General features: G+C 41.3%; 26 protein-coding genes. 14 read left to right on the top strand and 12 right to left on the bottom strand.

The genetic code is table 11. The features are described from left to right. Positions 1-60 precede the first annotated feature (60 nt). Positions 61-2,148 (bottom strand): elongation factor G, encoded by a 2,088-nt coding sequence (fusA, locus tag C9J47_RS07830; RefSeq protein ID WP_107253013.1) that lies wholly within the window; start codon positions 2,146-2,148, stop codon positions 61-63. Positions 2,149-2,621: 473 nt separating this feature from the next. After that, complete coding sequence (locus tag C9J47_RS07825) at positions 2,622-3,479, bottom strand: PA4780 family RIO1-like protein kinase (protein WP_036803511.1); 858 nt, start codon at positions 3,477-3,479, stop codon at positions 2,622-2,624. A gap of 126 nt (positions 3,480-3,605) precedes the next feature. Between C9J47_RS07825 and C9J47_RS07820 the strand changes: the two genes are divergently transcribed. Beyond that, positions 3,606-4,055: an RNA-binding S4 domain-containing protein gene (locus tag C9J47_RS07820; RefSeq protein ID WP_107253012.1), complete on the top strand. Its 450-nt coding sequence runs from the start codon at positions 3,606-3,608 to the stop codon at positions 4,053-4,055. A gap of 41 nt (positions 4,056-4,096) precedes the next feature. Further along, positions 4,097-5,005 carry a M15 family metallopeptidase gene (locus C9J47_RS07815; RefSeq protein WP_107253011.1) on the top strand — a complete coding sequence of 303 codons (909 nt, stop codon included), beginning with the start codon at positions 4,097-4,099 and terminating at the stop codon, positions 5,003-5,005. Between the two features lie 36 nt (positions 5,006-5,041). On the opposite strand, the gene C9J47_RS07810 is transcribed toward C9J47_RS07815, so the two are convergent. Further along, positions 5,042-5,269, bottom strand: coding sequence for a hypothetical protein (locus C9J47_RS07810; RefSeq protein WP_107253010.1), 228 nt, complete (start codon positions 5,267-5,269; stop codon positions 5,042-5,044). 174 nt (positions 5,270-5,443) lie between these two features. Beyond that, positions 5,444-5,848 (bottom strand): helix-turn-helix domain-containing protein, encoded by a 405-nt coding sequence (locus C9J47_RS07805; RefSeq protein ID WP_107253009.1) that lies wholly within the window; start codon positions 5,846-5,848, stop codon positions 5,444-5,446. Between the two features lie 94 nt (positions 5,849-5,942). On the opposite strand from C9J47_RS07805, the gene C9J47_RS07800 reads away from it, so the two are divergent. Next, positions 5,943-6,851 carry an aldo/keto reductase gene (locus tag C9J47_RS07800; RefSeq protein ID WP_006231315.1) on the top strand — a complete coding sequence of 303 codons (909 nt, stop codon included), beginning with the start codon at positions 5,943-5,945 and terminating at the stop codon, positions 6,849-6,851. A gap of 115 nt (positions 6,852-6,966) precedes the next feature. On the opposite strand, the gene C9J47_RS07795 is transcribed toward C9J47_RS07800, so the two are convergent. After that, positions 6,967-8,280 carry a rhodanese-like domain-containing protein gene (locus tag C9J47_RS07795; RefSeq protein ID WP_107253008.1) on the bottom strand — a complete coding sequence of 438 codons (1,314 nt, stop codon included), beginning with the start codon at positions 8,278-8,280 and terminating at the stop codon, positions 6,967-6,969. Between the two features lie 568 nt (positions 8,281-8,848). Between C9J47_RS07795 and trhO the strand changes: the two genes are divergently transcribed. After that, entirely contained in the window at positions 8,849-9,832 is a 984-nt protein-coding gene (trhO, locus tag C9J47_RS07790) for an oxygen-dependent tRNA uridine(34) hydroxylase TrhO (protein WP_107253007.1), read from the top strand. A gap of 14 nt (positions 9,833-9,846) precedes the next feature. Here trhO and C9J47_RS07785 read toward each other — a convergent pair whose 3' ends face one another. Further along, complete coding sequence (locus tag C9J47_RS07785) at positions 9,847-10,740, bottom strand: LysR family transcriptional regulator (protein WP_245903378.1); 894 nt, start codon at positions 10,738-10,740, stop codon at positions 9,847-9,849. Positions 10,741-10,877: 137 nt separating this feature from the next. Between C9J47_RS07785 and C9J47_RS07780 the strand changes: the two genes are divergently transcribed. After that, positions 10,878-11,264, top strand: a complete 387-nt coding sequence (locus tag C9J47_RS07780) for a nuclear transport factor 2 family protein (RefSeq protein WP_107253005.1) — start codon at positions 10,878-10,880, stop codon at positions 11,262-11,264. An 81-nt stretch (positions 11,265-11,345) separates the two neighbouring features. On the opposite strand, the gene C9J47_RS07775 is transcribed toward C9J47_RS07780, so the two are convergent. Beyond that, positions 11,346-11,570 (bottom strand): hypothetical protein, encoded by a 225-nt coding sequence (locus tag C9J47_RS07775; RefSeq protein WP_107253004.1) that lies wholly within the window; start codon positions 11,568-11,570, stop codon positions 11,346-11,348. Between the two features lie 355 nt (positions 11,571-11,925). On the opposite strand from C9J47_RS07775, the gene C9J47_RS07770 reads away from it, so the two are divergent. Further along, complete coding sequence (locus tag C9J47_RS07770; protein ID WP_107253003.1) at positions 11,926-13,398, top strand: META domain-containing protein; 1,473 nt, start codon at positions 11,926-11,928, stop codon at positions 13,396-13,398. Positions 13,399-13,502: 104 nt separating this feature from the next. On the opposite strand, the gene C9J47_RS27040 is transcribed toward C9J47_RS07770, so the two are convergent. Together C9J47_RS27040 and mobB are read right to left on the bottom strand one after the other, a co-directional pair. Then, positions 13,503-13,667 carry a hypothetical protein gene (locus C9J47_RS27040; protein ID WP_170107475.1) on the bottom strand — a complete coding sequence of 55 codons (165 nt, stop codon included), beginning with the start codon at positions 13,665-13,667 and terminating at the stop codon, positions 13,503-13,505. Positions 13,668-13,838: 171 nt separating this feature from the next. After that, entirely contained in the window at positions 13,839-14,870 is a 1,032-nt protein-coding gene (gene mobB, locus C9J47_RS27585) for a molybdopterin-guanine dinucleotide biosynthesis protein B (RefSeq protein WP_107253002.1), read from the bottom strand. A 308-nt stretch (positions 14,871-15,178) separates the two neighbouring features. Between mobB and C9J47_RS07760 the strand changes: the two genes are divergently transcribed. The 5 genes from C9J47_RS07760 to C9J47_RS07740 all read left to right on the top strand — a co-directional run bounded on the left by C9J47_RS07760 (position 15,179) and on the right by C9J47_RS07740 (position 20,162). Next, positions 15,179-15,664 carry a hypothetical protein gene (locus C9J47_RS07760; RefSeq protein ID WP_107240858.1) on the top strand — a complete coding sequence of 162 codons (486 nt, stop codon included), beginning with the start codon at positions 15,179-15,181 and terminating at the stop codon, positions 15,662-15,664. A 167-nt stretch (positions 15,665-15,831) separates the two neighbouring features. Next, positions 15,832-16,905 carry an endonuclease/exonuclease/phosphatase family protein gene (locus C9J47_RS07755; RefSeq protein WP_211321732.1) on the top strand — a complete coding sequence of 358 codons (1,074 nt, stop codon included), beginning with the start codon at positions 15,832-15,834 and terminating at the stop codon, positions 16,903-16,905. A 94-nt stretch (positions 16,906-16,999) separates the two neighbouring features. Further along, complete coding sequence (gene prpC, locus C9J47_RS07750; protein ID WP_107253001.1) at positions 17,000-18,127, top strand: bifunctional 2-methylcitrate synthase/citrate synthase; 1,128 nt, start codon at positions 17,000-17,002, stop codon at positions 18,125-18,127. A gap of 88 nt (positions 18,128-18,215) precedes the next feature. Then, positions 18,216-18,842, top strand: a complete 627-nt coding sequence (locus C9J47_RS07745; protein ID WP_107253000.1) for an alpha-ketoglutarate-dependent dioxygenase AlkB family protein — start codon at positions 18,216-18,218, stop codon at positions 18,840-18,842. 180 nt (positions 18,843-19,022) lie between these two features. Next, positions 19,023-20,162 (top strand): DUF3541 domain-containing protein, encoded by a 1,140-nt coding sequence (locus C9J47_RS07740; RefSeq protein WP_107252999.1) that lies wholly within the window; start codon positions 19,023-19,025, stop codon positions 20,160-20,162. A gap of 138 nt (positions 20,163-20,300) precedes the next feature. On the opposite strand, the gene C9J47_RS07735 is transcribed toward C9J47_RS07740, so the two are convergent. From C9J47_RS07735 to amrB, 3 genes are all read right to left on the bottom strand, one after another. Beyond that, positions 20,301-20,768: a hypothetical protein gene (locus tag C9J47_RS07735; protein WP_107252998.1), complete on the bottom strand. Its 468-nt coding sequence runs from the start codon at positions 20,766-20,768 to the stop codon at positions 20,301-20,303. A gap of 267 nt (positions 20,769-21,035) precedes the next feature. Next, complete coding sequence (gene amrA, locus C9J47_RS07730; RefSeq protein WP_107252997.1) at positions 21,036-21,644, bottom strand: AmmeMemoRadiSam system protein A; 609 nt, start codon at positions 21,642-21,644, stop codon at positions 21,036-21,038. After that, positions 21,613-22,401 (bottom strand): AmmeMemoRadiSam system protein B, encoded by a 789-nt coding sequence (gene amrB / locus C9J47_RS07725; RefSeq protein ID WP_107252996.1) that lies wholly within the window; start codon positions 22,399-22,401, stop codon positions 21,613-21,615. Before amrB ends, amrA begins: the two co-directional genes overlap by 32 nt. A gap of 86 nt (positions 22,402-22,487) precedes the next feature. Here amrB and amrS point away from each other — a divergent pair, with 86 nt between their 5' ends. From amrS to C9J47_RS27450, 3 genes are all read left to right on the top strand, one after another. Beyond that, complete coding sequence (gene amrS, locus C9J47_RS07720) at positions 22,488-23,567, top strand: AmmeMemoRadiSam system radical SAM enzyme (RefSeq protein WP_107252995.1); 1,080 nt, start codon at positions 22,488-22,490, stop codon at positions 23,565-23,567. Between the two features lie 104 nt (positions 23,568-23,671). Then, positions 23,672-23,980 carry a glutaredoxin domain-containing protein gene (locus C9J47_RS07715; RefSeq protein WP_107252994.1) on the top strand — a complete coding sequence of 103 codons (309 nt, stop codon included), beginning with the start codon at positions 23,672-23,674 and terminating at the stop codon, positions 23,978-23,980. Positions 23,981-24,125: 145 nt separating this feature from the next. Next, a complete protein-coding gene (locus tag C9J47_RS27450; protein WP_281258928.1) occupies positions 24,126-24,257 on the top strand; it encodes a hypothetical protein in 132 nt (43 codons plus the stop codon). Positions 24,258-24,292 lie beyond the last annotated feature (35 nt).

Raw genomic sequence — 24,292 nt, 5'->3', positions numbered from 1 at the left:
AAAAAAGCCCCGATAGTTTTCACTATCGGGGCTCTTATCAGTTAACGCTTAAAGGAAGAATTACTTCTTCTCGTTAAGAGCCTTAACTTCTTCGATTACTGTCGCTGCAACGTTTGCAGGACATGGTGCGTAGTGTGAGAACTCCATAGAGAACTGACCACGACCAGAAGTCATTGTACGTAGGTGACCGATGTAACCAAACATTTCTGAAAGAGGAACGTCTGCTTTAATACGAGAACCAGTTAGACCAGCCATCTGATCTTTGATCATGCCACGACGACGGTTAAGGTCACCGATAACATCACCAACGTGATCTTCAGGAGTGAACACGTCAACAGCCATGATAGGCTCAAGAAGTTGAGCACCAGCTTTAGGCATAGACTGACGGAATGCGCCTTTCGCTGCGATTTCAAATGCTACTGCAGATGAATCGACTGCGTGGAAGCCACCGTCAAGAAGTTCAATTTCAACGTCAAGAACAGGGAAACCAGCTAGAACACCAGTATCCATCATGCCCTTGAAGCCTTTCTCGATTGCAGGCCAGAATTCTTTAGGAACGTTACCACCAACAACAGATGATGTGAACGTAAAGCCTGAACCTACTTCGCCTGGCTTCATGATGTAGTCGATCTTACCGAACTGACCAGAACCACCAGATTGCTTCTTGTGTGTGTAGCTATCTTCAACTGGCTTCGTGATTGTTTCACGGTAAGCAACTTGAGGAGCACCAACAATAAGGTCAACGCCGTAAGTACGCTTAAGGATATCAACTTTGATATCTAGGTGAAGTTCACCCATACCTTTAAGGATAGTTTCGCCAGTTTCTTCGTCCGTGTGAACTAGGAAAGATGGATCTTCTGCAACCATTTTACCGATCGCGATACCCATTTTCTCAGAACCGCCTTTATCTTTAGGCGTTACAGCAATCGAGATTACTGGAGTAGGGAAGATCATCGCTTCAAGCGTACACTCGTGCTTAACATCACAAAGAGTGTGGCCAGTTTGAACGTTCTTCATACCAACAACGGCGATGATATCACCAGCTTGTGCTGAAGTTAGTTCGTTACGCTCATCTGCTTGCATCTCAACCATACGGCCGATACGTTCAGTCTTACCAGTAGCACTGTTAAGAACAGTATCGCCTTTATTCAGTTTACCTGAGTAAATACGGATGAAAGTAAGAGCACCGAAACGGTCGTCCATAATTTTGAACGCAAGTGCTTTTAGTGGCTCGTCAACAGATACAGTAGCTACTTTGCCAGTTGGCTCGCCAGTTTCTGGATCAGTTAGCGGCTGTGGATCAACTTCCGTTGGAGACGGTAGGTAATCGATAACAGCATCAAGAATAAGTTGCATACCTTTGTTCTTGAACGCAGAACCACAGTACGTAGGGAAGAATGAACAGTCACGAGTACCACGACGGATACACATTTTAACTTGTTCATCTGTAGGCATTTCGCCTTCCATGTACGCTTCTAGAAGATCATCGTCTTGCTCTAGAGCAGTTTCGATTAGTTCTTCACGGTAAGCTTCTACATCGTCAACCATGTCCGCAGGAACATCAGTGATTTCGTAGTTTTCAGGAAGACCAGTGTCATCCCAAACGAATGCGCGACGGCTTAATACGTCTACAACACCAACGAAGTCGTCTTCACGGCCGATTGGTAGAGTCATAACTAGTGGAACAGCACCAAGAACTTTCTTGATCTGATCAACAACAGCTAGGAAATCTGCACCCATACGGTCCAGTTTGTTAACGAAGATGATACGTGCAACTTCTGAGTCGTTCGCGTAACGCCAGTTAGTTTCTGACTGAGGCTCAACACCACCAGAACCACAGAATACACCGATACCGCCATCAAGTACTTTAAGTGAACGGTATACTTCAACTGTAAAGTCAACGTGTCCAGGAGTATCGATAACGTTAAAACGGTGGTCTTTCCAGAAACAGCTTACTGCTGCAGACTGGATAGTTATCCCGCGCTCAGCTTCCTGTTCCATGAAGTCAGTTGTTGATTCGCCATCGTGAACTTCACCAGTTTTGTGGATCTGACCAGTAAGTTTCAGGATACGTTCAGTCGTCGTGGTTTTACCCGCATCAACGTGCGCGAAAATACCAATGTTTCTGTATTTCGATAAATCTGACATTGTCTTTCTCTATAGATAATGATGTTCTTAATTCGGCGGGAGTATACCACTTATTACCGCAAACAGAACATAGGTTCAGGGTTATTAAGTGACCATTTGTACCGCTTTTTTCATTAAACGATGAAATGTCGGCATCTAGCTAGCAATTATAGAGGGTAATTGCTTTGCTGTTTGCCCATTTGACGATGAAATCGACTCGTTAAGAATGACTAGCCTGTACAGATAACGTCACAAAAGAATATGTTTTCATGAAGTCACACAACTATTGTTGGCAACATCAACATCGTTTTCGATGATCTCCTAACCTAATAACTAAATAAACTAGGATGAGAATAGTGCGTGATTATGAAGACTTTAGTGCCAAAGTTAAACCTAACATTTCGATATTTGGTATAACTTCTTTATATTTTTTGAGAATACGCTACAAGTTTTATTAACTTGTAGCGTTAGACGTTGATTTAAGCAGTCAGAAGTTAATTACTTTCTTCTACTTCTTGAATGCGTTCTTTGCGCATCTGCTCTTCAAGCATAACGGCATTGATTTCTTCTAATACAGCATCAACATCTGCAAGCTCGGTGCTTTCTTCAAAGCAGCCAGTTAATTCTACATCAGGCTGTAGGTTACCTTCTTCATAAAGAGCCCAGATTTCTTTAGCAAACTGAGTATCAAGTAATTCAGGTGCGTATTGTCCGTAATAGGCCGTCATGTTATTAACATCACGTTCTAGCATCCATTTGGCATTGTTGTTAGCTGATGCATCAACGGCTTGAGGAAGATCGATGATTACCGGTCCGTATTGATCAACTAATACGTTAAATTCAGATAAATCACCATGCACAATACCTGCACATAACATACGCACGACACTTCGCATTACAGAAGCATGGTCGATAAGTGCCTGCTCTTTAGTAATAGAGACGTCATTTAAACGTGGGGCAACTAAGCCTTCGTCATCAGTAACAAGCTCCATTAACAGTACGCCATCAAAGCACCCGTAAGGCTGAGGCACGCGAACACCCGCATTAGCAAGTGTGTACAACGCGTCAACTTCGGCACTTTGCCATACTTGTTCTTGTTGGTCTCGACCGAACTTGGAGCCTTTTTCCATTGCGCGTGCGCGTCGGCTATTTTTTACTTTTCGGCCTTCACGGTATTGTGCAGCTTGTTTAAAGCTACGTTTATCCGCTTCTTTGTACACTTTCGCGCAACGAATGTCGTCACCACAACGTACAACGTAGACAGAGGCTTCTTTGCCACTCATTAATTGGTGTAGAACGTCGTCTACTAACCCATCATCAACCAGAGGTTGGATTCGTTTTGGTATCTTCATAGCGCCGTTATACATGAGTTATGTGTCGGAGGGAATACAGTGAAATAGATCTTTTTGCTTTGTTTACCCTAAGTATCGTTTGTGCGGTACAATTTAAGACGTAAGTTATCAAATGAGCGACATACAATGTCTCAAGAAGAAATTGAAGTAGAAGCGATTGGTATTGAAGTATCAACTCAACCAATTGAGCTTTATAAAGTATTAAAAATTGCCAACGCGGTAAGTGGCGGTGGCGAAGCAAAAATGGCCATCTCTGAAGGTTATGTTGCTGTTAACGGTGAATTGGAACAACGTAAGCGCCGTAAAATGTATGACGGTGACTTAGTTGAATTTAACGAAGAATATTATGTTGTGCTATGTGACCAGCCAGTACAAGAGACTTCTGATGAACCAGTAAAAAAGAAAACGGAAAAGCCCGCAGCGAAGAAACCTCAGCCAAAAAATGCTAATAAAGGCAACAAGCCTAAAAAGAGTGCATCGAAAAAGGCAAATAAGGGTGGTCAGAATAAATCATCAGAATCTAAAGCAGTCAATAACCCTGATCAGTCAACGGGTCGGAAGCTGATGAGTTTTTAATAGTACGGTTAATGCTTTAACTAAAGACTAAAGGTATAAAGATGAAAATAGGTGGTTTCATTGCGAGTATCCTTTTTTGCATATCATGGCAAGCATCGTCCGCAACGGTGTCACCTATTTCAGATGCGTTATGTCGAAATATGACGAAAGCAGGGGTGATGGACCACGCTGCTCCTGTTCAATGCCAACGTTTGAGGCAAGTGACATTTAACTATGTCGACTTTAATGGTAAGCAGCATAACGACGGGCATCTTGTTGTGTTAGATGCCGTTGCACCTCATGTTGGTCATCTTTTTGATTCCCTATTTTCTGTTAAATTTCCGATCAATAAAGCGATCACCATTGAGCATTATCAAGGTGATGACGATCGTTCGATGACAGATAATAATACTTCTGCTTTTAATTACCGTTCGATCAGTGGGCAGCGTTCGTTATCTTTACATGCGTATGGTTTGGCGATTGATATTAATCCCGTACAGAACCCATTTGTTGAATTTAGTACAACAAATACCGCTACATTTAAGCCGCAAGCAGGTATAAAGTATGCGAACCGGATGAAATACCGATTTGGTAAAACAGAAAGAGGGGGGATGGCAGAAGAGGTTATCGAGCTATTTGCTAAAAATGGTTTTCAATATTGGGGCGGTTTTTGGGATACACCTATTGATTATCAGCACTTTCAAGTTAGCCGAGATATGGCAAATCTGATGATTTCAATGAATAGCCAGCAAGCGAGTATGTTCTTTAAGCGTTATGTTGATTGGTATCAATCATGTAGTCGCTTTTATCCTCAAGCGCATTCACAGCATAAATTTAATGATTATGTCGAATACCTGAAAGATAAATTAGGGGTATCATCATTGAGTCAGACATATGTTCGTTCACCTTCACGAATTATCCAAGCCATACAGGTCGATTCTGTACGATCTGCTATCTGCGTTAAGCGATAATGGCTATTCTTGCTTAATTAGCGTTTAACGCTGGTTTTATACCGTTATATTAATTCTACTTCCTGTACTTGTTTGGTTCTTTGGCGGGGCATCGCCCATTTTTGAATACCCAGTGAAGTTAGGAACAGCTGAAATAGTTTTGGGTGTTTCTACAGCTTGTGAAGAGGTGGTCACTTTGGGGAGATTATTCGCATTGAACGCATTTTGGGCTTGCCAGTATTGATGTTGAGCACCGTATACATTGGCGAGAGCAATATTCGACATATAACCACCTTAGTTCAAAGATAACGTTAGTAACGATGTCTTTATCCTACCAAGGTGCTGCTATATTAATCAATAGAACACCGTGCAATTATTGTCAATTTATTGTCAGAACTATTTTGCTTAGTGTTTTTTACGCTTATGTCATTGATTGTAAGTTTTAATTAAAACAAGTTATTACTTACTTTCTAATTTAGCGATAGATAAGAAAGTATTCATTGCTTCAATGTCAAGATAGCCATCTGTTTTTTTGTGTTTTCGCAAAAATTGATAGCCAGAAACCACCTTGACTAATTCAGTGACTTTTTCATCGTTAGGAGTTTGCTCTGTAACAGCAGTGTATGCCGCTATTAAAGCATCTTGATCAACCACTTCAGCATGGCGATATAAATAACCACAGCCTGTCGCTAACCATTCTAAAGAGCAGTTTGCCCGTATTGCGATTTGGTTTGCTTTGGTGAAACTTGGCTCACTGCCTTTTAAATACTTACGGATAAGCGCTTCGCTGATATCTACGCGGCGTGCAAAACCACTCACACTCTCTTCTCCGATTAAGGTTTTTAGGCGGTCGGCAAATGTCATAATTTCGTACTCTAGTTCGAGGTTTCATTGTTATAGCATTGCTGCCATTGAGAAACCAGCATAGGATGAGGGCAGTTTTTTATGGAGAATGATGATGGTTAACAAGGTTGAGTTAGTACCACAAGGTCCACAGTTTTCTGAGCTTGTTCAAGGTTATTGGCGCTTAGGCGATTGGGGTATGAGCGCTCAAGAGCGTCTTTCATTCCTAAAACAGCACGTTGAAATGGGTATTACCACGGTTGATCACGCTGATATTTATGGTGGATATAGCTGCGAGCAGCTTTTTGGTGAAGCCATTGCATTGGAACCAAGCATGCGTGATCAAATTGAAATCGTGACTAAGTGCGATATCAATTTATGCACCGATTCTTTCCCTGATCGAAAAATTAATCACTACGATACGAGTAAAGAGCACATTTTAGGCTCTGTGAATAATTCATTGTCTCGTTTGAATATTGAAAATATTGATGTGCTTCTTATCCACCGTCCTGATGCGCTAATGGATGCTGATGAAGTCGCTGAAGCCTTTGCCCAATTGAAACAGCAAGGAAAAGTGAATCATTTTGGTGTTTCTAATTTCTCAGCGGCACAATTTGATTTGTTGCAATCGCGCCTTGATGCACCATTGGTTACTAATCAAGTAGAGATTAATCCGCTCAATTTTGATGTTGTTCATGACGGTACACTCGATCATTTACAAATGAAACGCACTAAGCCTATGGCGTGGTCTTGCCTTGCTGGTGGCGATATTTTTTCTGGTCAATCTGAACAGCAAATTCGTGTGCGTGATGAATTAGAGCTGATTCGTCAAGAAGTGGGAGCTGTAAGTATTGATCAAGTGATTTATGCTTGGGTAAAACGCTTGCCATCTAATCCAATAGCGATTGTTGGTTCAGGTAAAATTGAACGTGTTCAAGCCGCTGTTGAATCATTGAATATTGAGCTAACACGTGAACAGTGGTTCCGTGTATGGGCGGCGTCTAAAGGGCATGGTGTGCCATAGACGTTACTATATTTCAGCGTAAGTAATTTAAACGTTATTCAATGAAAAAAACGGTAGCTTAGAGATATAAGCTACCGTTTTTGCATCACCTAAAACGCGCTGTCTATCAACTAAGTTAGAGCGTCATCATTTGAGGTGGTTTTATATCACCGGTGTTGGTCGGATTCGATTTATCGCCACTCCATTCATACCAGCCGCCGTCAAATACGCTGATATTTTCCCAGCCCATTACGTAAGCGTAGAAAAACGTTGAAGAGGCACGCCAACCTGTACCGCAATAGAAAGAAACATCCTGTGCGGGTGTAATGTTCCATTCCTGCCATATACGAGTGATATCTGTAGCACTTTTCATGGTTAAATCGGGGTTACGAAAATCTTCAAGATGGTTTGCATCACTACCTGCATGTCCCCACTTTGAACCTTCAATACGTCCTTTGGGCTTGATGTATCGGTAACCACTAGTCACACCGATATATTCATCCCAAGTACGAATGCTCACTAAAGATTGTTCATCTTCTGGTTTGGTTAGCATTTCTTTTGCTTCAGGAATATCGATGATTAATTCGGGGTTAGCTGGAATAGTCTTACCAAAATCGACTTTATCCTTGTTGGTATTGAGTAACGGTTCAGTAGTGAACCCTGCGTTAACCCATGAGGTCCAACCGCCATTGAGTAAACGTACATCATCGACACCCGCATACATCATCATACTTGCTGCACGTGCTGCTGCTGTGTTATCGCGTCCATAAAGAATCACGGTGGTGTCATAACGAATACCAAGATCACGAATAATCTCAGTCAGTTTTTCGTCACTCACACGATTCCACCATGGTTCAGATTCAATTCTATTGGTATTAAGGTACAGAGCCGTTGGGATATGTGATGCAAGGTATTTACCTGGGGGGCCCCAAGCAACCTCGACCAATTTATACCCTTTTTTAGGTGCAAATGCTGACTGCTTACCTTCTACAACATCTTTTACCCATTGAGGTGAAACAAGATATTGGAATTTAGGTAAAGCCTCTAGTTCCCCGGTGTAATTCTGAAGGGGTTCATCGATGATACTGACATTTTTTAAGCCCTGCGTGTTAAGTGCTGAACTGAGTAGTTGGCTGCCCGTCTCATTGCAATATAAATACGTCGGCTTTCTCGTATCGATCTGTTTTTCTGTGAGTAAAGTTTGTAACGATTCCGGTGAAAGATCGTTGATCCAGTTGGCGTCAATATTGATTGCACCTGGAATATGGCCACCTTGAGTGGCACCGTCTTCTGGCCAACCGTTGTAATGATTACTTGAACGACAATCAATTATTTGAATATCAGAGGCTGGCATAACTGAAAGATCATTAAAGCTAATCGTCGTAGCTTGTGCCGAAAAACTGGCAAAGACAATGGCAGGGAAAACCGCCTTGGGAATGAAATACATCATAAAACCCTAAAAATAAAGAAGAAAAATATTATAAAGAAATTCAATGCAGCATAAGAAGCGCTGGATCATGACATTCTAAATCAATCATAAATATTTTGTGTAAATAGATCTCAGCTAATCCCACTTAAACTGTGAGTATTTGCCGTGCGTTCCCTCAGCTATAATCCATCCGCTCAATATAAAATATAATTAAAAGCTGAAACTAACGACTTGTTATCTGGCGTGGTATTTGGCTTCCTTTTAGTAATAACTAGGGCGTGTTGACGTTTCACATTCTAGCCTGTGAAGTCTGAAAACGTCTTTAGACAAGGCACGAAATGTAATATTTAGTCACCTAAATGCACATTGAGTAACGCAGTATAAAGCTTTTTCAGGCTTCACCCTTTGGGCTGAGACTATTTTTCCAGCTAACTACGTTAGAAATCTTATGATTAGAACCATTAGTCACTGCAATTTCTGCCTTGTTATCTGAAAAAATTGCTCTCAGCAGGCCGAATCTTGAAACGTCAACACGCCCTAATCTGCAATCTGCTCTGGATTTACGATCCAGTCCGCAAAAGGAAATAGAATGGCTCAATATGTAGTATGTGCATTGTATAAATTTGTTGCACTTGAAAATTTCGAAGCGATCCGTCAACCACTGACAGACGTGATGGAAAAGAACAAAATCCGCGGTACATTATTGCTGGCAAGTGAAGGCATTAACGGTACGGTTGCATCTACTCGCGAAGGTATCGATGCATTGTTGGCGTGGTTTAAACAAGATCAGCGCTTAGCAGATGTGGTTTATAAAGAGTCATTTGATGAAAACCAACCGTTTAATCGCACCAAAGTAAAATTAAAAAAAGAAATCGTGACAATGGGAGTCGAAGGTATCGATCCTCGTCATGTTGTGGGTACGTATGTAAAGCCTAAAGATTGGAATGCATTAATTGCTGATCCTGATGTCTTTGTTGTCGATACTCGTAATGACTACGAAATTGAAATTGGCACATTCAAGCATGCTGTTAACCCTGAAACAGAGTCGTTCCGTGAATTTCCAGAATACGTTGAAAAGAACCTAGACCCCGAGAAGCACAAGAAAGTGGCCATGTTCTGTACGGGTGGTATTCGTTGTGAAAAATCGACAGCTTATTTGAAAGAGCAAGGTTTTGATGAAGTTTACCACTTGGAAGGCGGCATTCTTAAATACCTAGAAGAAGTGCCAGAAAAAGAAAGCCTTTGGGAAGGTGAATGCTATGTATTTGATGGCCGTGTAGCGGTCGATCATCAGTTAGAGAAAGGGCAGTATTCAGTCTGTAATGCTTGCCGTCTACCTATTACTGATGCAGATATGCAGAATGAGCACTTTGAAAAAGGCGTGAGCTGCCCTCGTTGTGTTGATAAATATACTGAAGAGCAAAAAGGGCGTTTCCGCGAGCGTGAAAAGCAAGTTCAACTAGCTAACCTACGTGGTGAGCAGCATGTTGGTGGTGAAGCTGACAAAATTATTGAAGCACGACGTAAAGAAAAACTACAGCGTAAAGAGCAACAACGCGCGACAAAGAAATAAAAAGGCTACAAAAATTATGATTGCTGTTGAAGGACTTCTTCAATAGCATCTGAACATAGCTTAACCAAGAGTGGCGGTGTTTGATTAAACGCATGCATCGCATAAACCGTCACTTGCGGTAGCTGGTATCCAACCATTGCTGACTTTAATGTTCCTTTCTTTGCTCCCTCCCTAAATAAAAATTCAGGCACAATACCGACACCCGCCCCTGATTCAATTAAAGCTAATGCCGTATGGATAGAATCAGTAAAGCGTGTTGCAGAAAACATCGTTAAAACAGATTCAGGTATTGCTGTGTTTTGGCTAATACGTTCAAAATGATGAATGATTTTTTGTTTTTGCCAGCCATTTGCCACGTATAAACACTTTTCGAACGCCGTGTTTTTTTCTATTTTGAAATGTGGTGCACAACAGAGTACATCTCGAAACTGCCCGATACGACGTTGCTTTAGATTACTTGTAGGTGATTCGCCTACGCGTACTGCAAGGTCGATTCCGGATTGAAGTAAATCTACCCGTTGGTCATTGGCAGAGAGTGTTGGTTGTATTTCTGGGTACTGAGCGACGAGCTTGCCAACCGCTGGCGCGACGATCGTTCCCATTAATGCATGAGGTGCAGTAATATGAATATGCCCTTTGGGGGTTATTTGGCTTTCTCTGGCGTTATCCCATGCTTGTGTCGCCAATTGATTCATTTGTTGGCATTTTTCAAAAAAATCTTTTCCGGCTGGTGTTAATGTTTGTCGGCGGGTTGTGCGTTTTAATAACCCCACACCTAGCTCATCTTCAAGTACTTTAAGGTGTTGGCTAACAACAGACTTTGACAAGTTAAGTGATTCGGCCGCAGCGCTGATCGAACCCGATTCAACAACTTTCGCAAAAACTGACATATGACGAAGATAATTCACTTTAATTGTCCGTATTTATATTTACCCGAATATATTGTTCGTAAAAACAGAACAGTCATTTCTTATTGTTTGGTTTTTAAGTGTTAATTATTTCACTATATTTGTCATTAGAAATCTTATTAATGGTGGAAATAATAATGACAATGAACACACAAAAGACTCTTGTACTAGACGCCTGCAAGCAAGGCATTGAACGTTGGAAAATCGCTTTTAATACCCAAAATGCTGCAGGGTGTGCTGCTGAATATGAAGCTGATTGTGTTATGCATGCTCGACCATTTGGTGTATTTACGGGACGTGAAGAAATCCAAGCTTTTTGGCAAAAAATTATGAGTGATGGTTTTTGCGATGTTGATTATCAAGACACGAAATGGGAAGCCAAGGGTGATAACGGTTTTATTCTAACGTCATCTTGGACAATGAATAAAGTATTTGGTGTTGTGCATCGTGAGCATTGGTTATTGCAAGCAGACGGTACTGCGAAGTTACATTCAGATGACTTTGAGGTACAAGGTGAGCGTTAATTTACCCTCATAACAGATCATCTAAAAGCCCTCATGTTTTCACTCGCTTTAGTGAATAAATGTGAAGGCTTTTCTCTTTGTTTACGAGTCCTCAGAATTATCCCCGTCATGTTTCACTGCATACCGAATTGCAGCCCCACAAATCATAATTAACAAAAAAGGAATGGTAGCGACGGTGTATTCTGCCCATGCTTGATATGCAATGCTTTTTGCTAGAAGTAAATGCCCTAGAATTAATAATGCAGCACAAAGTAATGCCACTATCATCAATCTGCCTTCACTGCCAATAGACGATATTTTCATCATTTTTATCTCCTTGGTATATACCGAAGCGACCTAAAGACTAACGCTTAAGTCACTCTGAATTCTGCATGTTGAGGTAGCTTGGGTATAACAGTTGGGTGATGAGTCTATACCCAAGTTACCTCTAGATGCTCGTTTCAGCGAGAGTTTGTTGCGCTCTAGGCAAGGCACCTATTTATAGACCTAGTCATTCTACGTTGAAAATAAGGTATACATGTAGCGTGACGAGGCTCATAGTTGAATCACGAACCCCTTCGTTTTAACCCGCACTATGACGATAAATTGAACCAATGGTGCTCTATGCTGTATCAAATTAGTGGGATCATTTATGTAAGACGGATATTTTCAGGATAAGCTGATGCGATTAAAACTAACAATATTGGCAACGGTCTTAAGCATTTTTAGCCCGTTCTTGTGGGCAGAATCCCCTAGCTTTGATTGTGATAAAGCAAGCGGTCAGGTTGAAGAACGTATTTGCAACGACGATGCCCTTGCTGCATTAGATACGAAGATGGAGATGGTTTATGACCAAGCGATCCAGAATATTCCGGATTCAGAACGCTCAATAATGAAAGCAATGCAAAGAGGCTGGATTAAAGGTCGTAATGAGTGTTGGAAAGGACAAGACGAGCGAGCTTGCGTTGAATATGCCTATAAGAGTCGAATAGTCGATTTACAAGTTGCTGGTGGGCTGATCGAAGTGCCTTCGCCTGTTGGTTTTAATTGCCCCAATATGGCAGATAAACCCGTTACCGTGGTCTTTTATAATCAAACTGACCCTGCCAGTGCAATGATTACCGTCGGTGATGATCAAGCGTTAGCCTTCTCGACTCGAACAGCGAGCGGTGCACGGTATGAGGGGCAAAATGTCAGTTTATGGGAGCACCAAGGTGAGGCCTCTCTTGAATGGTTTGGTACAAAAATGCAATGCCAAGCAATAAAGCCAACGGCAGTGAATGCCAGTGATGATGCATTTTCATTTTTAGCATTAAAAAATACAGCCTATCAGGGTTTTGAAAGTGGGGCTTATCGCCGTGTTGTTTTAAATAATGGTTTATGGGTAGGCGAACCCTATCAACCTGGGGGCGCAGTTGCACCGCAAGTTATGCTTATTGATGGCATAAAAGCGACGGGGGATTTAAATGGTGACGGTGAAGATGAAGCCGTTGTGCTACTAAATTATGCCCCAGGTGGAACAGGGCAGTTTTTGAATTTAGCGGTTATGTCGAAGACGGGAGCTCAAGCACCCAGTAAAGCTGACAATATCGCGACAATATATGTTGGTGATCGGGTACGTGTTCGCGATCTTCAGATTAAAAATGGCAAGATTGTTTTAGGTGTTGTGCAAGTCGGCCCCAAAGATTCCATTTGTTGCCCAGGAGAAGTGGCAGAACGAGTATGGCAATTAAACGGCACGACGTTACAAGAAGTAGAATCGAATAAACAAACGTCACGGCTAAGTCCCAAAACGTTAGCTGGAAATTCTTGGGTACTTGAGAGTTGGCGCTACGGTGAATCTGCATATCAATCGAAACCTATTACGTTGTCTTTCCAAGATAATAAATTCGTTGGTCAATCTGGCTGCAACCGTTATTTTGCGACAGTGAAAGCGGGGAAAATGCCTGGTGATATTTCAGTATCGTCACTGGGTTCAACGCGTAAAGCTTGCCAAGATCCAAAGCTATCACAAAACGAAAATCGCTTTTTAAAGCAGCTTGCAGACGTCCATCAGTTCTCATATTTTGCGGGTAAACTAGCGTTAAGCTATGGGCAGGGCAGTCATTATGGCGTGATGATTTTCTCGCTTGATTCATCGCTAAAATCTGAGTAAAGAAAATTAAAGCGCAGCCAATATTCGTTCATAACAATGCCATTTATGAATATTGGCTGCGTTTTTAATGGTAGCTCTAACATCAAAAATTGAATTGTAATCCATTATTCTTGAAGTTGAATGCCCCCCTTTGCTTGCGCATTTTTAAGTAAAGCAAGGCGCTGAATGTCTGATTCAGACTGTGTATCGTTAGATAAATCAGGCACTGGGATGCTGTCTGCTGTATCTAAATGCTGAGTGAAAATATAATTTTTATTAAACGTTAACATGTGTAATGGCTCTGTGCTGTGTGTGCTTATGCATAATATGTTGTCGTCTGCTGGTTAATAAAGCATCATCCCTGTTCTTTTTTTTAGTAGATGAGGTAGCAGGCGTAGATTGAATCAATGACGGTGTAGTTATCACTTTTTTGATTAAACATGCTTGCTACCTTCAACAAATTACTTGCTAGTTTGGTCTTTTAATCGTTGAACCGCTTGTTTCGCAGAATTAAATGCAAAGTTATTCAGTTCAATGTCTTGTAGCCTGATCCATTCGACTTTTTCTACATCATCCCTAGCTTTTAGTGCTGGTTTTTCGTCTAAGGTAACAACGAAAAAAGTATCACAGGTTTTATATTCAATACTTTTGTAACGGTATGTATTTGGGTATGACGCGATATATTTTGCATCATGCACGATAAAATCAAGTTCTTCTTGTAACTCTCTCGCCAAGGCTTGCTCAAGCGATTCATCAGGGTCAACAAACCCTCCTGGAAGGTCTAACATCCCTTTACCTGGCTCTCTTGCTCTGGTCGCGACCAAGATTTCATCTTTATAGCAGATACCGGCTAAAACAGCCGCAGCTGCATTGTGAAAATACGTGAAATCACAGGTATCGCAACAAAACACTTTTGGTGGCTGAAAGGCTAAACTAGCTTCACCACAAGATGGACAATAATGTTGTTTTGTTTCAGATGTACCGAGCCAAGTTAGAATAAAATCGGCAATGTCTTGTGGTTGGTTAAGATCGAGTATTGGTAGTTTGCAATGCTGTTTGGCTTGTACTACATCATCGGTTGTGAATGCAATGATATGTTCATCATTAGAGTACAACAAAGGTTTCCCATAAGCAGGGCGATGAATTTCGATTTTTGGGAATGTCTCATCCCGAAAGCCTTCCACTAACACAATATCCAATTGGCTATGATCTAATTGCGCCAAGCATTCTGCTAATACAGGCTCGCCACGGTCGGGTTCTGTATATTCGAAATACATCATGTGGCGTGATTTTGTGGCTAAAAGAGTTTGGTCGCAACCTGCATGACGAAGGCGATAGCTATCTTTCCCTGGCTTATCCGGGTCGATGTTATGGTGACTGTGTTTGACTAAACCAATACGTAATCCTTGCTGTTTTAACAAAGGAATCAGCTTCTCAAGTAAAGTTGTTTTACCTGAACCACTGTAGCCAGCAAAACCAATGATTGGGGTCATATTCGTCTCAATACGTCATCGTAAAAATAGAGAGGCATTTTAGAGGAAATAAGACGTTACGTCATTGTCAGTTAACAGCATGTTTTTTGCCACATAAACGGCATAGTTATTTAATTATTGTATTGAAGTTGAGTAATTGATGAATTTTTACTCCTGAAATGCATATTCGGTCTAAAGTTATTTTGTAGCTAGGTTATTCAATTGTCTGACAGCTTGAGCGATAAAGTAACAACGAAAAAAATGAAAGATAATCAGGATGGTGTCTTTCACATCGAGTAATTAATAATAATGGCATCAGGGAGAGTGCAATGTGGGCGACGTTGGATTTTGAAGCTTCTGGATTATCAGATCAATCTTACCCAATTGAAGTAGGTTATTCTTTACCAGACGGTTATGGAGAAAGTTTACTCATCAACCCTTTAACAGCAAGCGATGTATGGCAGCATTGGGACGATTATGCTGAAAATGAAATACATCGAATTTCACGAAAAGAGCTTGAAATTAAAGGAAATCAAGTGGTTGAAGTGTGCCAGCATCTAAATGCTGTTCTTGGTAAATTTGAACATGTTTTTTGCGACAGCCAATGGGATCTTTTTTGGTTAGGCCGGCTTTATCATGCGGCGCACATGCGGCCTTCATTTATGTTGACAGAAATTGGGCACTGGCTAATGCAAGAAAATGGTATTGAGCGATCTCGCTTTCAATTGGCATTGGAAGAGCAAGGTCCGATAAAGCACCGAGCAATGGAAGATGCTAAACAAATTCGACTCGCAATAACACGTTTAGTGGAATGAGATGTGTGTTTATTCGTACAGTAAAACAGATTAAATAATGACACTGTAGCTACTGGTAAAGTGGTTACAGTCGTTTATTAAGCCGTTACAATCACACCATTATCCCTTTCTTCATTGAGCGGCTCTTGCTTACCCAAACTCTACGTGTTGCCATGTTTAATGTATCAATGTCTGAACCTGTATCAGGTCAAATTCTTAAGCAAACAGCCAACGCAGAAAATAAACGCTTCTCTAAACTTGCAACCATTATTCAATCTGTCCGTCCTGATGTGTTGTTACTGTGCGAATTTGATCACCCGGGCGATGGAGGTGATGACGGTGCACTAGCCAATTTTTGTCATCATTATTTGGCTGTACCTCAGTATGAACAAGACGAAATCGACTACCCTTACCAATACTGCCCGCCAAGTAACACTGGTTTATTAAGCCCGTTTGATTTAAATGGTGATGGCGTAATTAGTTTGCCGGAAGATGGACAGGGTTTTGGTGAACATCATGGTCATTTTAGCTTTGTGATCTTGTCACGCTATCCTATAAAAATGGACCAGATTCGTAGCTGGCAGCATCTATTATGGAGAGACATGCCTGAACATTGTATGCCTGAAGGTTTCTACAGTGAACAAGCACAAAGTGTATTGCGTTTGTCATCAAAGAATCATGTTGTTGTACCTATAGAAGTGAATAATCAGGTTATTCACTTATTGTGTTGCCATCCAACTCCGCCTGTTTTTGATGGTGAAGAAAAGCGTAATGCGCGTCGTAATCATGATGAATTACGTTTAGTCACCGATATTATCAATAACGCTGATTATTTAGTGGATGATAACGGTAAAAATGGTGGGTTATCAAAGGGTGATTCGTTTGTAGTACTGGGTGACTTAAATGCAGACTCAGCGGATGGAGACGGTATTAAGGGCGCGATCCAAAGCTTGATTTACCATAGCAGAATTAATCGTTCAGTTAGCGCGGGTACACTTACACCGAAGAGCCTAGGTGGTCGTTTTCATCGACCTTGGCAACCTCGTTCTGGTCGTTCAAATGAGTGGACGCATTTAAGCGGTTTACGATTGGATTATGTATTACCGTCTGTGGATCTCAGCGTTAAACAAACAGGGGTGTTCTGGCCGGATAAAAAAGACCCTTTGCGCCATTTAATTACCAATGAAAAGGGTAAAGAGCGAGCACAAGATGGTTCTGATCACCGCTTAGTATGGGTCGATTTACAGTTGTGTTCTCAATAAAAAACAAAGTGCTAACCCTCAATATATTAATGTGACCTATCTTTAATGAGAGCCATTAATGTAAGAGATGCGTTTTAACGACAAGGAGTGGGTTATGCCAGATAAAGTATTAAGCGGTGAAGGGCTTAGGGGACAAAGCGCAGGCTCAACCGCGATTTGTACCGTGGGCAAAACGGGAACAGGGCTTACTTATCGGGGGTATGATATTTCCGATTTGGCAGAGAGTGCTGATTTCGAAGAAGTGGCTTATTTACTGTTAAAAGGAAAGCTGCCCACTCAGGCACAATTGGATGCTTATAAAACGGTACTGATTTCTTATCGTGGCTTACCGCTGGCATTGAAGGTGGTATTAGAACAAATACCCGCCGATGCTCACCCAATGGACGTGATGCGAACAGGGTGTTCTATGCTAGGCAATCTAGAGCAAGAACATGAATTTGGTGAAGAGTACGACAAAGCCGACCGTTTGCTTGCATTATTTCCTGCCATTATTTGTTATTGGTATCGTTATAGCCATCATGGGGTTCGCATTGAAACGTACTGCGATCAAGATAGCTTAGGCGGTTACTTTTTAAAAATGCTGACAGATAAGTCACCGTCTGAATTACATAAACGAGTAATGCACTGTTCGCTAATTCTTTATGCCGAGCATGAATTTAACGCATCAACATTTGCCGCGCGTGTTTGTGCTTCAACATTGTCTGATTTACATTCTTGCATTGCCACCGCGATTGGTACGTTACGAGGCCCATTACATGGTGGTGCCAATGAAGCAGCTATGGCAATGATTGAACAATGGCAAACTGCCGATGAAGCTGAGGCGGGCATTTTGGCTATGTTGTCGAAGAAAGAGAAAATAATGGGGTTCGGGCACGCGGTATATACCGAATCTGATCCACGTAATGTGTTAATTAAACATTGGTCGAAACTGTTGGCAGAAGAAACTGATGATGCGGTGTTATATGCGATTTCAGAGCGTGTAGAAACCGTGATGAAACGAGAAAAAGGCTTGTTCTGTAATGCCGATTTCTTTCATGCTTCGGCATACCATTTTTTGAATATACCCACGAAGTTGTTTACACCTATTTTTGTTATGAGTCGCTTAACCGGTTGGGCTGCGCATGTGTTCGAACAACGCGATCATAATCGTATTATTCGCCCAAGTGCCGATTATATTGGACCCGAACATCAAGATTGGTTACCCATTGATAAACGGCATTAGCATATGTTCAATGAATTCTCGCTGAAATGAGTATCTTGAGGTAACTTGGATATACAAGGTAAACGAGAAGATATCTGGCTGAGGGGCGATGGTGACTCATGATCTATTTACGGCGCTAGAGGCCGACGATAGTCGTTCAAAAGGGGAGTGGATAACCATTCCTCAGGGTTTATTGTATTGGTCACCTCAGCACTTTGCGCAACCGCAAGCTGAACACTATTTTAAGTGTTTATTATCCGAGTTAAATTGGCGACAAGAATCCATCCGTATTTTTGGTAAGCAAGTTCTGCAGCCCCGCTTACAGGCTTGGTGTGGAGATGTACCTTATACCTATTCGGGTTTAACTATGAACCCCGATCCTTGGATAACTACATTGCAATCGATTAAAGAAAGCTGCCAAGCGATCACCAATACATCGTTTAATTCGGTGCTCGCCAATCAGTACCGTGATGGGAGTGATTATATGGGGTTTCATCAAGACAATGAAAGAGAGCTAGGTGTTCAGCCTGTCATTGCTTCGGTGAGTTTGGGGGAAGAGCGGCGTTTTGTATTAAAGCACTTGCACACCAAACAAAAAATTGAGTTCACAATGCATTCAGGCTCGTTACTGATCATGGCTGGTGATACTCAGCAATATTGGGCGCATTCCGTACCTAAAACCGTCAAGCCGATGCTACCTCGAATTAATCTTACGTTTCGACATATTTACAGATAACCTATACCCAAGGGTAAAGCAGTTCGATGTCTCATTTTTTAACGCCATTTTTCCTTTTGGCATCATTTTAACCGTACCCTGACGTTTGATTGGTAGCATTTTTGTGCGTGCAATATTAGAGAACTGTTGAAGAACAACAGATCGTTGTCTTATAGAATAGGCTAATGTTCAAGGAATTGTATGAAACCTTCAGTCTTAAAGTCGTTATCTAACATTAAGTTACGAATGACCCCGGTCATATCGTCGATATTGTTAACAGGGTTGATTGCATCGACAACAGTGAATGCGACATCAAGTAGCGTTGAGCCGTATGCGGTAACAAGTACTTTTCAGCAAGATGCCAATATGATTCGTGATACTTACGAATCGCAGCTTTACACATTACCCGCGTTTAAATCTGGTCATTATGGGTTGAGAATGTATCGCCAAACACTCGACTCTAAATACAACGCAGCGGTATGGTCAGACATGGCACGGGTTGCGAGTCGCTTAAATAAATTTGCTACTGAAGTGCATACACCTGAGCAGATTGCTGCGTATTCACAACAGCGTATAGATGGCTACCTTGATGAGAAAGATGAACGTAGCAAATTACGTTATGCCGCAACCAAGAATATGCCTGAATACCTTTATCTTGGTGTTGATCTATTAGGTTCGATGGCCCGCGCAAATGAATATGGCCTTAAACATCGTGAAGATGAAAAGTTACGTAATGTAATAGAACGCTACGACTTTAAAAAGTATGCGACGAATGAAGCGATGATCAAAGCATGGGCAGCCCAAATAGCCAATCAAGTGTATTGGTTACGTCAGCTAGGCGAACAGGATGTGGTAGATGATTTTATTATGGCTTTTAAAAAAGCCTATCCAGACAATCAAGATAGCCAGCTTTCAGCTTATCAGTTTGGTAATAAAATCTATGGCTTAACCCATATTATTTTTGCTGCTTCAGAATATTACCAACACCCGATTAAAGAACAAGATTACCAATGGGTTTTTGATTATTACCGACAAAATATCGATACCATCATCGAAAGAGCAAAAGAAGATGTGATTGCAGAAGTGGGCATTAATTTCTTGTTAGCTGGTTTGGATAACGATCCTGTTGTGCTAAAAACCCGAAAAGTAATTCAAAATGCGATAAACCGCGAGCATGGTTTGGTGCCATCTGTTAGCGGTGGTGTGGGTCTTCTTGATGGGGAGCACCGTAATACTTTGGCGATTATGTTGTTAGATTGGAAAGGAGCGCATGTTGCGCCTACCTATAAACAGCAACCTGATGTTTTCTCGTCGATGCCCTATGGTTTAGAAGCTAAGTAAACGGACTCTGAATCATAGCCTTTATGCTGACAATATTGTATTTATGCTGAAATAACATGTTCAAAATGGTGCTAACGTAACGAGAAAAAACAGTTAGCACCATTCCTATGGTCATATCCTATCGATAGCAGAATGCTATTATTTAACGCTTTTCTTACCCCAGATTTCCACTTTTGATTTTTTAGTTACACCCACTGCATTCAGTGTCACATTGCCAACACTACTGTATTCCAAGTCGATTGACTTTAGTTTTAGGTCATCACCTGCCAGCGTCATTGCGCGTGTTGACATGCCGTTCGTCAGTGTGCCCAAAGTATCTAATTTTTGAGATGAACCGTCAGTCATATTAACGGTGATGTTTTTGATGTTTACTGTGCCTTGCGTACAAGTCAGTTTTATTTTGGAATACGCACGATGACCTATAAGTGGGGTAGGTGATACCGTGTCTGTTTCGGTTTTAAAGTTAACGGTTTTCTCTGAAATCTTAACCCACTCACCATCGCCATTTGTCACTGTCGGTTGGTTATTTGTATTGGTTGATGCGCAGCCTACTAATGTTGATAGTGCTAAAAAAAGGACGGCAAAAAAAGAAAGAAATTTCTTCATCGAAAAGGACTCGCTCAGTAAAAAAGGGAAGGTATACCATTTTAGATAAGCAAATGGTCAGGTAATTGCTCAGGAAAAATTGACAATATTAACCAGCAAGAATGATCAGATACTTGTGTAGATTGGTATCAGTTGAGCGAGAATCATACTGGTGTGAATGAGGAAGTAACGTAAATTAGGATAATAAAAAAGTATAACAATGAAGTGTTCTGAAATAGCAAAGAAGACTCGCCATAGTGTAATTAGCACTATGGCGATAGCAACTATTTAGAAGTATTTGCCTTTTATCGTGTTGTATTTACCTTTTAAACTACTGACCGTAAATGTTTTAACTGTAATGTTAGGTGACCAGTAAGCGGCGTTCCAGCCTGCTTTTAGTTTTAGTTGGCGAACAAACTGTTGAGGCTTTGGCAGTTGTTTCCAGACTTGTGGTAAGAACAATGCTTGTTCATTGGCATTGGATAAAATCACACCCACTTTATGAGAACTTAAGAATTCAATTAACGCTTCTTCAGACTCGATATCGACTGTTTGAGGCTCTGATAAAACAGAAATCTCAATAGTTAAATCATCAAGTTGGTCTTCTGTTAGTGGCATAAAACGTCGGTCTTCATACGCACTTGCTCTGGCTTTATTATGTACTTCAAGCACCAATGGCGAGTACGCAACCGTTGAACCAAGGCAACCTTGTAGCTGTCCGTTCACTTCTAATGTGACGAAGCAAGCGGAAGGAGCCAGCAATTTCTTATGGTATAAATCAAGTTGTGGGGTTTTAATAACGCCTGTTGATAAATGCCCACGAATCGCTTCACGAGCAATATCTAAAAGTTGAGTTAATTCCCCTTTATTGAATTTCTGATACGAGGTAACTGACATATCCAACGACTCTCTCCTTATCTCCAGCGGTATCACCAGAGTTTTTTAATTCCATTCGTGTTAATTGGTATCCCCGTTTTTTTGCTAGTAGTAGCAACGCATTAATTCCTGTTGAGCCACACGCTTGCTCTGCAGTTAATGATGGTTCAAAACGTTCGATGGTAGAGCAGGTGTTTTGATCAATACATTGTGCATCCGCATAGGGATGAAAATGGCTTAAATCGCTACTTATTACGAGCAGTGTATCCTCTTGCTGCCACAGTTCACCGATGATCTTTGCTACCTGAGTAGCGGAAATATCGCTAGTGAGCAGTGGTAACAAAGTAAACTGGTGTAAGCATGTTTGTAAAAAAGGCAGCTGTACTTCAAGGCAATGTTCTTGCGCATGAACTTGATCTGACACCTTAATATCATCTATTTCAATTAAATTATCAATAGATTGTATGTCGATTGATACGCTGCCTAATGGCGTCGAAAAATACCGTGAATTAGGCACTGCGCAACCATGAAATGCGTATCTATGACTAGGTCCTACCAAGATGACCTTTTTAATGGTTTCAGCCTGAGGTTGAAGTTGGCAATACGCTTTTGCAGCCACTTCACCGGAATAGATATAGCCAGCATGTGGCACAATTAACGCGCGGATTAAATTGCAATGTGTCGCTGGTGGTGAAACCCAATCATCAAGTTGTTTTTGCAGCAGTGGTGCAGATTTTTCATAAAATCGACCAGCCACTGCAGGGGAGCGAGTTGTCATCGGCCTATTTCCATAGAAATCACACAGATATCCTGTACAGGACTATATTTAGTATAGGTAAGAATATTCCTTTGTGAGTCAGAAACATGCAATCACCTCCAGACTTTTTTAAAACACAGTATTGGCATCGTTTAGATGACGGTCGCGTTGTGTGTGATTTGTGTCCACGCCATTGTCGGTTGCGCGATGGAAAGCTTGGGGCATGTTTTGTTCGGCAAGCACACAATGGGGAAATTGTGTTAACGAGTTATGGGCGTTCAAGTGGGTTTTGTATCGATCCTATCGAGAAAAAACCGCTCAATCATTTTTACCCTGGCACTTCAGTGCTGTCTTTCGGTACGGCAGGGTGTAATTTAGGCTGCAAATTTTGCCAAAATTGGAGTATCAGTAAATCGCGTAAGATTGATACTTTAGGGCAGCAAGCCATGCCAGAACAAATCGCCCAAGCAGCAAAATCACAGGATTGTGACAGCATCGCTTTTACTTATAACGACCCAGTGATTTTTTTGGAATATGCAGTCGATGTTGCTCAGGCTTGCCATGAAGAAGGAATCAATAGTGTCGCGGTGAGTGCGGGGTATATATGTGATGCGCCCAGAGTTGATTTTTTCCGTTATATGGATGCAGCCAATATTGATTTAAAAGCCTTTACTGAGCATTTCTATCACAATATTTGTAGCGGCCACCTTGCGCCAGTGCTTGATACCTTGTTGTACCTTCGACATGAAACGGATGTGTGGTTTGAAATAACCACGTTATTGATCCCCGATGAAAACGACAGCATTGCTGAAATCGAAGCATTAAGCCGTTGGGTATTTGACAATTTAGGACCCGATATTCCCATTCATTTTAGTGCCTTTCATCCCGATTTTAAAATGGTCGATAAGCCCAGAACAGCGCCTTATATTGTGCAGCGAGCGAGAGAAATTGCGATTAAGAACGGATTACATTATGCCTATGTCGGTAATATTTATGATGAAGCCGGAGATAGTACCTATTGCCCTAATTGCAGTGAAAAAGTGATTTCACGCAATTGGTTTCAGCTTGGACAATATGCTGTAGATAGTACAGGGAAATGTTCATATTGTGGTTATCAGTTGGCAGGACGGTTTACTGCAAAGAAAAAAGCATTTGGACGGCAGCGCATTCCAATTCGTATTAGCTGATTTTTACTAAGTTTTTTATTGAAATATTGTATTCGACCATTGTGTTTGACCCACGCTTTCCATTATCGTACAGCTACAAAGTTAATTAGCCCAAATGGAACACCATGTCTACAATGACCATTGAACAGTTATCAGAATACAAAAACCTTGTAATTACTCAGCCACATTGCCCATTTTGTGTAAAAGCAAAGGCGCTTTTAGATGATCGCGGTACTGAGTACACAACATTAGTACTCGGTACTGATCTTGAAAAAACAGAGATGGTTGCTTTCATCGAGCAAGTTGCTAATACGACAGTTCGCACCGTGCCTCAAATTATGCTTGATGGTAAATATATTGGTGGTCATGATGATTTAGTCGCTTTTCTTGAGCGCCAAGTGAATACCGAAGAATTAGGTGATTTCGAACTGTAAGTTTGAATGACTTCAAAGGCTCCTACGGGGGCCTTTTAAAATCATTTAGAATCAATAAATAACATATAAATTCAACGATTTATTGATAAGAGATGTTGCTGGGTATTGTTAATTGTTGCTGTTTTTTTTTGTCATAATGTGGACAATGGATTTAGTTCTTTTGCTTCATTTAAGTCGTCAGATGCCAAGTGCGCATATGTCATGGTTTGCAACATCCCCCCATGTGAGTGAGATCCATGGGGCTGATGGTGGCTTTCAGGTGATTATGGCTTGTTGAAATACCGCGCCTTACACCCATTTCGTAATTTCAGC

This window comes from Photobacterium indicum (assembly GCF_003026215.1).
GTDB lineage: Bacteria > Pseudomonadota > Gammaproteobacteria > Enterobacterales > Vibrionaceae > Photobacterium > Photobacterium indicum.
This window is presented reverse-complemented; position numbering and strand designations above follow the sequence as displayed.

What these genes read in the sequence shown, in the direction of transcription:
- prpC (WP_107253001.1), top strand. Translation starts at nt 17,000, where the DNA reads ATGCCAGATAAAGTATTAAGCGGTGAAGGGCTTAGGGGACAAAGCGCA.
- trhO (WP_107253007.1), top strand. Translation starts at nt 8,849, where the DNA reads ATGGCTCAATATGTAGTATGTGCATTGTATAAATTTGTTGCACTTGAA.
- C9J47_RS07735 (WP_107252998.1), bottom strand. Translation starts at nt 20,768, where the DNA reads ATGAAGAAATTTCTTTCTTTTTTTGCCGTCCTTTTTTTAGCACTATCA.
- C9J47_RS07715 (WP_107252994.1), top strand. Translation starts at nt 23,672, where the DNA reads ATGTCTACAATGACCATTGAACAGTTATCAGAATACAAAAACCTTGTA.
- C9J47_RS07820 (WP_107253012.1), top strand. Translation starts at nt 3,606, where the DNA reads ATGTCTCAAGAAGAAATTGAAGTAGAAGCGATTGGTATTGAAGTATCA.
- C9J47_RS07795 (WP_107253008.1), bottom strand. Translation starts at nt 8,280, where the DNA reads ATGATGTATTTCATTCCCAAGGCGGTTTTCCCTGCCATTGTCTTTGCC.
- amrS (WP_107252995.1), top strand. Translation starts at nt 22,488, where the DNA reads ATGCAATCACCTCCAGACTTTTTTAAAACACAGTATTGGCATCGTTTA.
- C9J47_RS07815 (WP_107253011.1), top strand. Translation starts at nt 4,097, where the DNA reads ATGAAAATAGGTGGTTTCATTGCGAGTATCCTTTTTTGCATATCATGG.
- C9J47_RS07760 (WP_107240858.1), top strand. Translation starts at nt 15,179, where the DNA reads ATGTGGGCGACGTTGGATTTTGAAGCTTCTGGATTATCAGATCAATCT.
- C9J47_RS07780 (WP_107253005.1), top strand. Translation starts at nt 10,878, where the DNA reads ATGACAATGAACACACAAAAGACTCTTGTACTAGACGCCTGCAAGCAA.
- C9J47_RS07800 (WP_006231315.1), top strand. Translation starts at nt 5,943, where the DNA reads ATGGTTAACAAGGTTGAGTTAGTACCACAAGGTCCACAGTTTTCTGAG.
- C9J47_RS07810 (WP_107253010.1), bottom strand. Translation starts at nt 5,269, where the DNA reads ATGTCGAATATTGCTCTCGCCAATGTATACGGTGCTCAACATCAATAC.
- C9J47_RS07805 (WP_107253009.1), bottom strand. Translation starts at nt 5,848, where the DNA reads ATGACATTTGCCGACCGCCTAAAAACCTTAATCGGAGAAGAGAGTGTG.
- C9J47_RS07755 (WP_211321732.1), top strand. Translation starts at nt 15,832, where the DNA reads ATGTCTGAACCTGTATCAGGTCAAATTCTTAAGCAAACAGCCAACGCA.
- C9J47_RS07745 (WP_107253000.1), top strand. Translation starts at nt 18,216, where the DNA reads ATGGTGACTCATGATCTATTTACGGCGCTAGAGGCCGACGATAGTCGT.
- mobB (WP_107253002.1), bottom strand. Translation starts at nt 14,870, where the DNA reads ATGACCCCAATCATTGGTTTTGCTGGCTACAGTGGTTCAGGTAAAACA.
- amrA (WP_107252997.1), bottom strand. Translation starts at nt 21,644, where the DNA reads ATGTCAGTTACCTCGTATCAGAAATTCAATAAAGGGGAATTAACTCAA.
- C9J47_RS07775 (WP_107253004.1), bottom strand. Translation starts at nt 11,570, where the DNA reads ATGATGAAAATATCGTCTATTGGCAGTGAAGGCAGATTGATGATAGTG.
- C9J47_RS27040 (WP_170107475.1), bottom strand. Translation starts at nt 13,667, where the DNA reads ATGTTAACGTTTAATAAAAATTATATTTTCACTCAGCATTTAGATACA.
- C9J47_RS07770 (WP_107253003.1), top strand. Translation starts at nt 11,926, where the DNA reads ATGCGATTAAAACTAACAATATTGGCAACGGTCTTAAGCATTTTTAGC.
- C9J47_RS07740 (WP_107252999.1), top strand. Translation starts at nt 19,023, where the DNA reads ATGAAACCTTCAGTCTTAAAGTCGTTATCTAACATTAAGTTACGAATG.
- amrB (WP_107252996.1), bottom strand. Translation starts at nt 22,401, where the DNA reads ATGACAACTCGCTCCCCTGCAGTGGCTGGTCGATTTTATGAAAAATCT.
- fusA (WP_107253013.1), bottom strand. Translation starts at nt 2,148, where the DNA reads ATGTCAGATTTATCGAAATACAGAAACATTGGTATTTTCGCGCACGTT.
- C9J47_RS27450 (WP_281258928.1), top strand. Translation starts at nt 24,126, where the DNA reads ATGGATTTAGTTCTTTTGCTTCATTTAAGTCGTCAGATGCCAAGTGCG.
- C9J47_RS07825 (WP_036803511.1), bottom strand. Translation starts at nt 3,479, where the DNA reads ATGAAGATACCAAAACGAATCCAACCTCTGGTTGATGATGGGTTAGTA.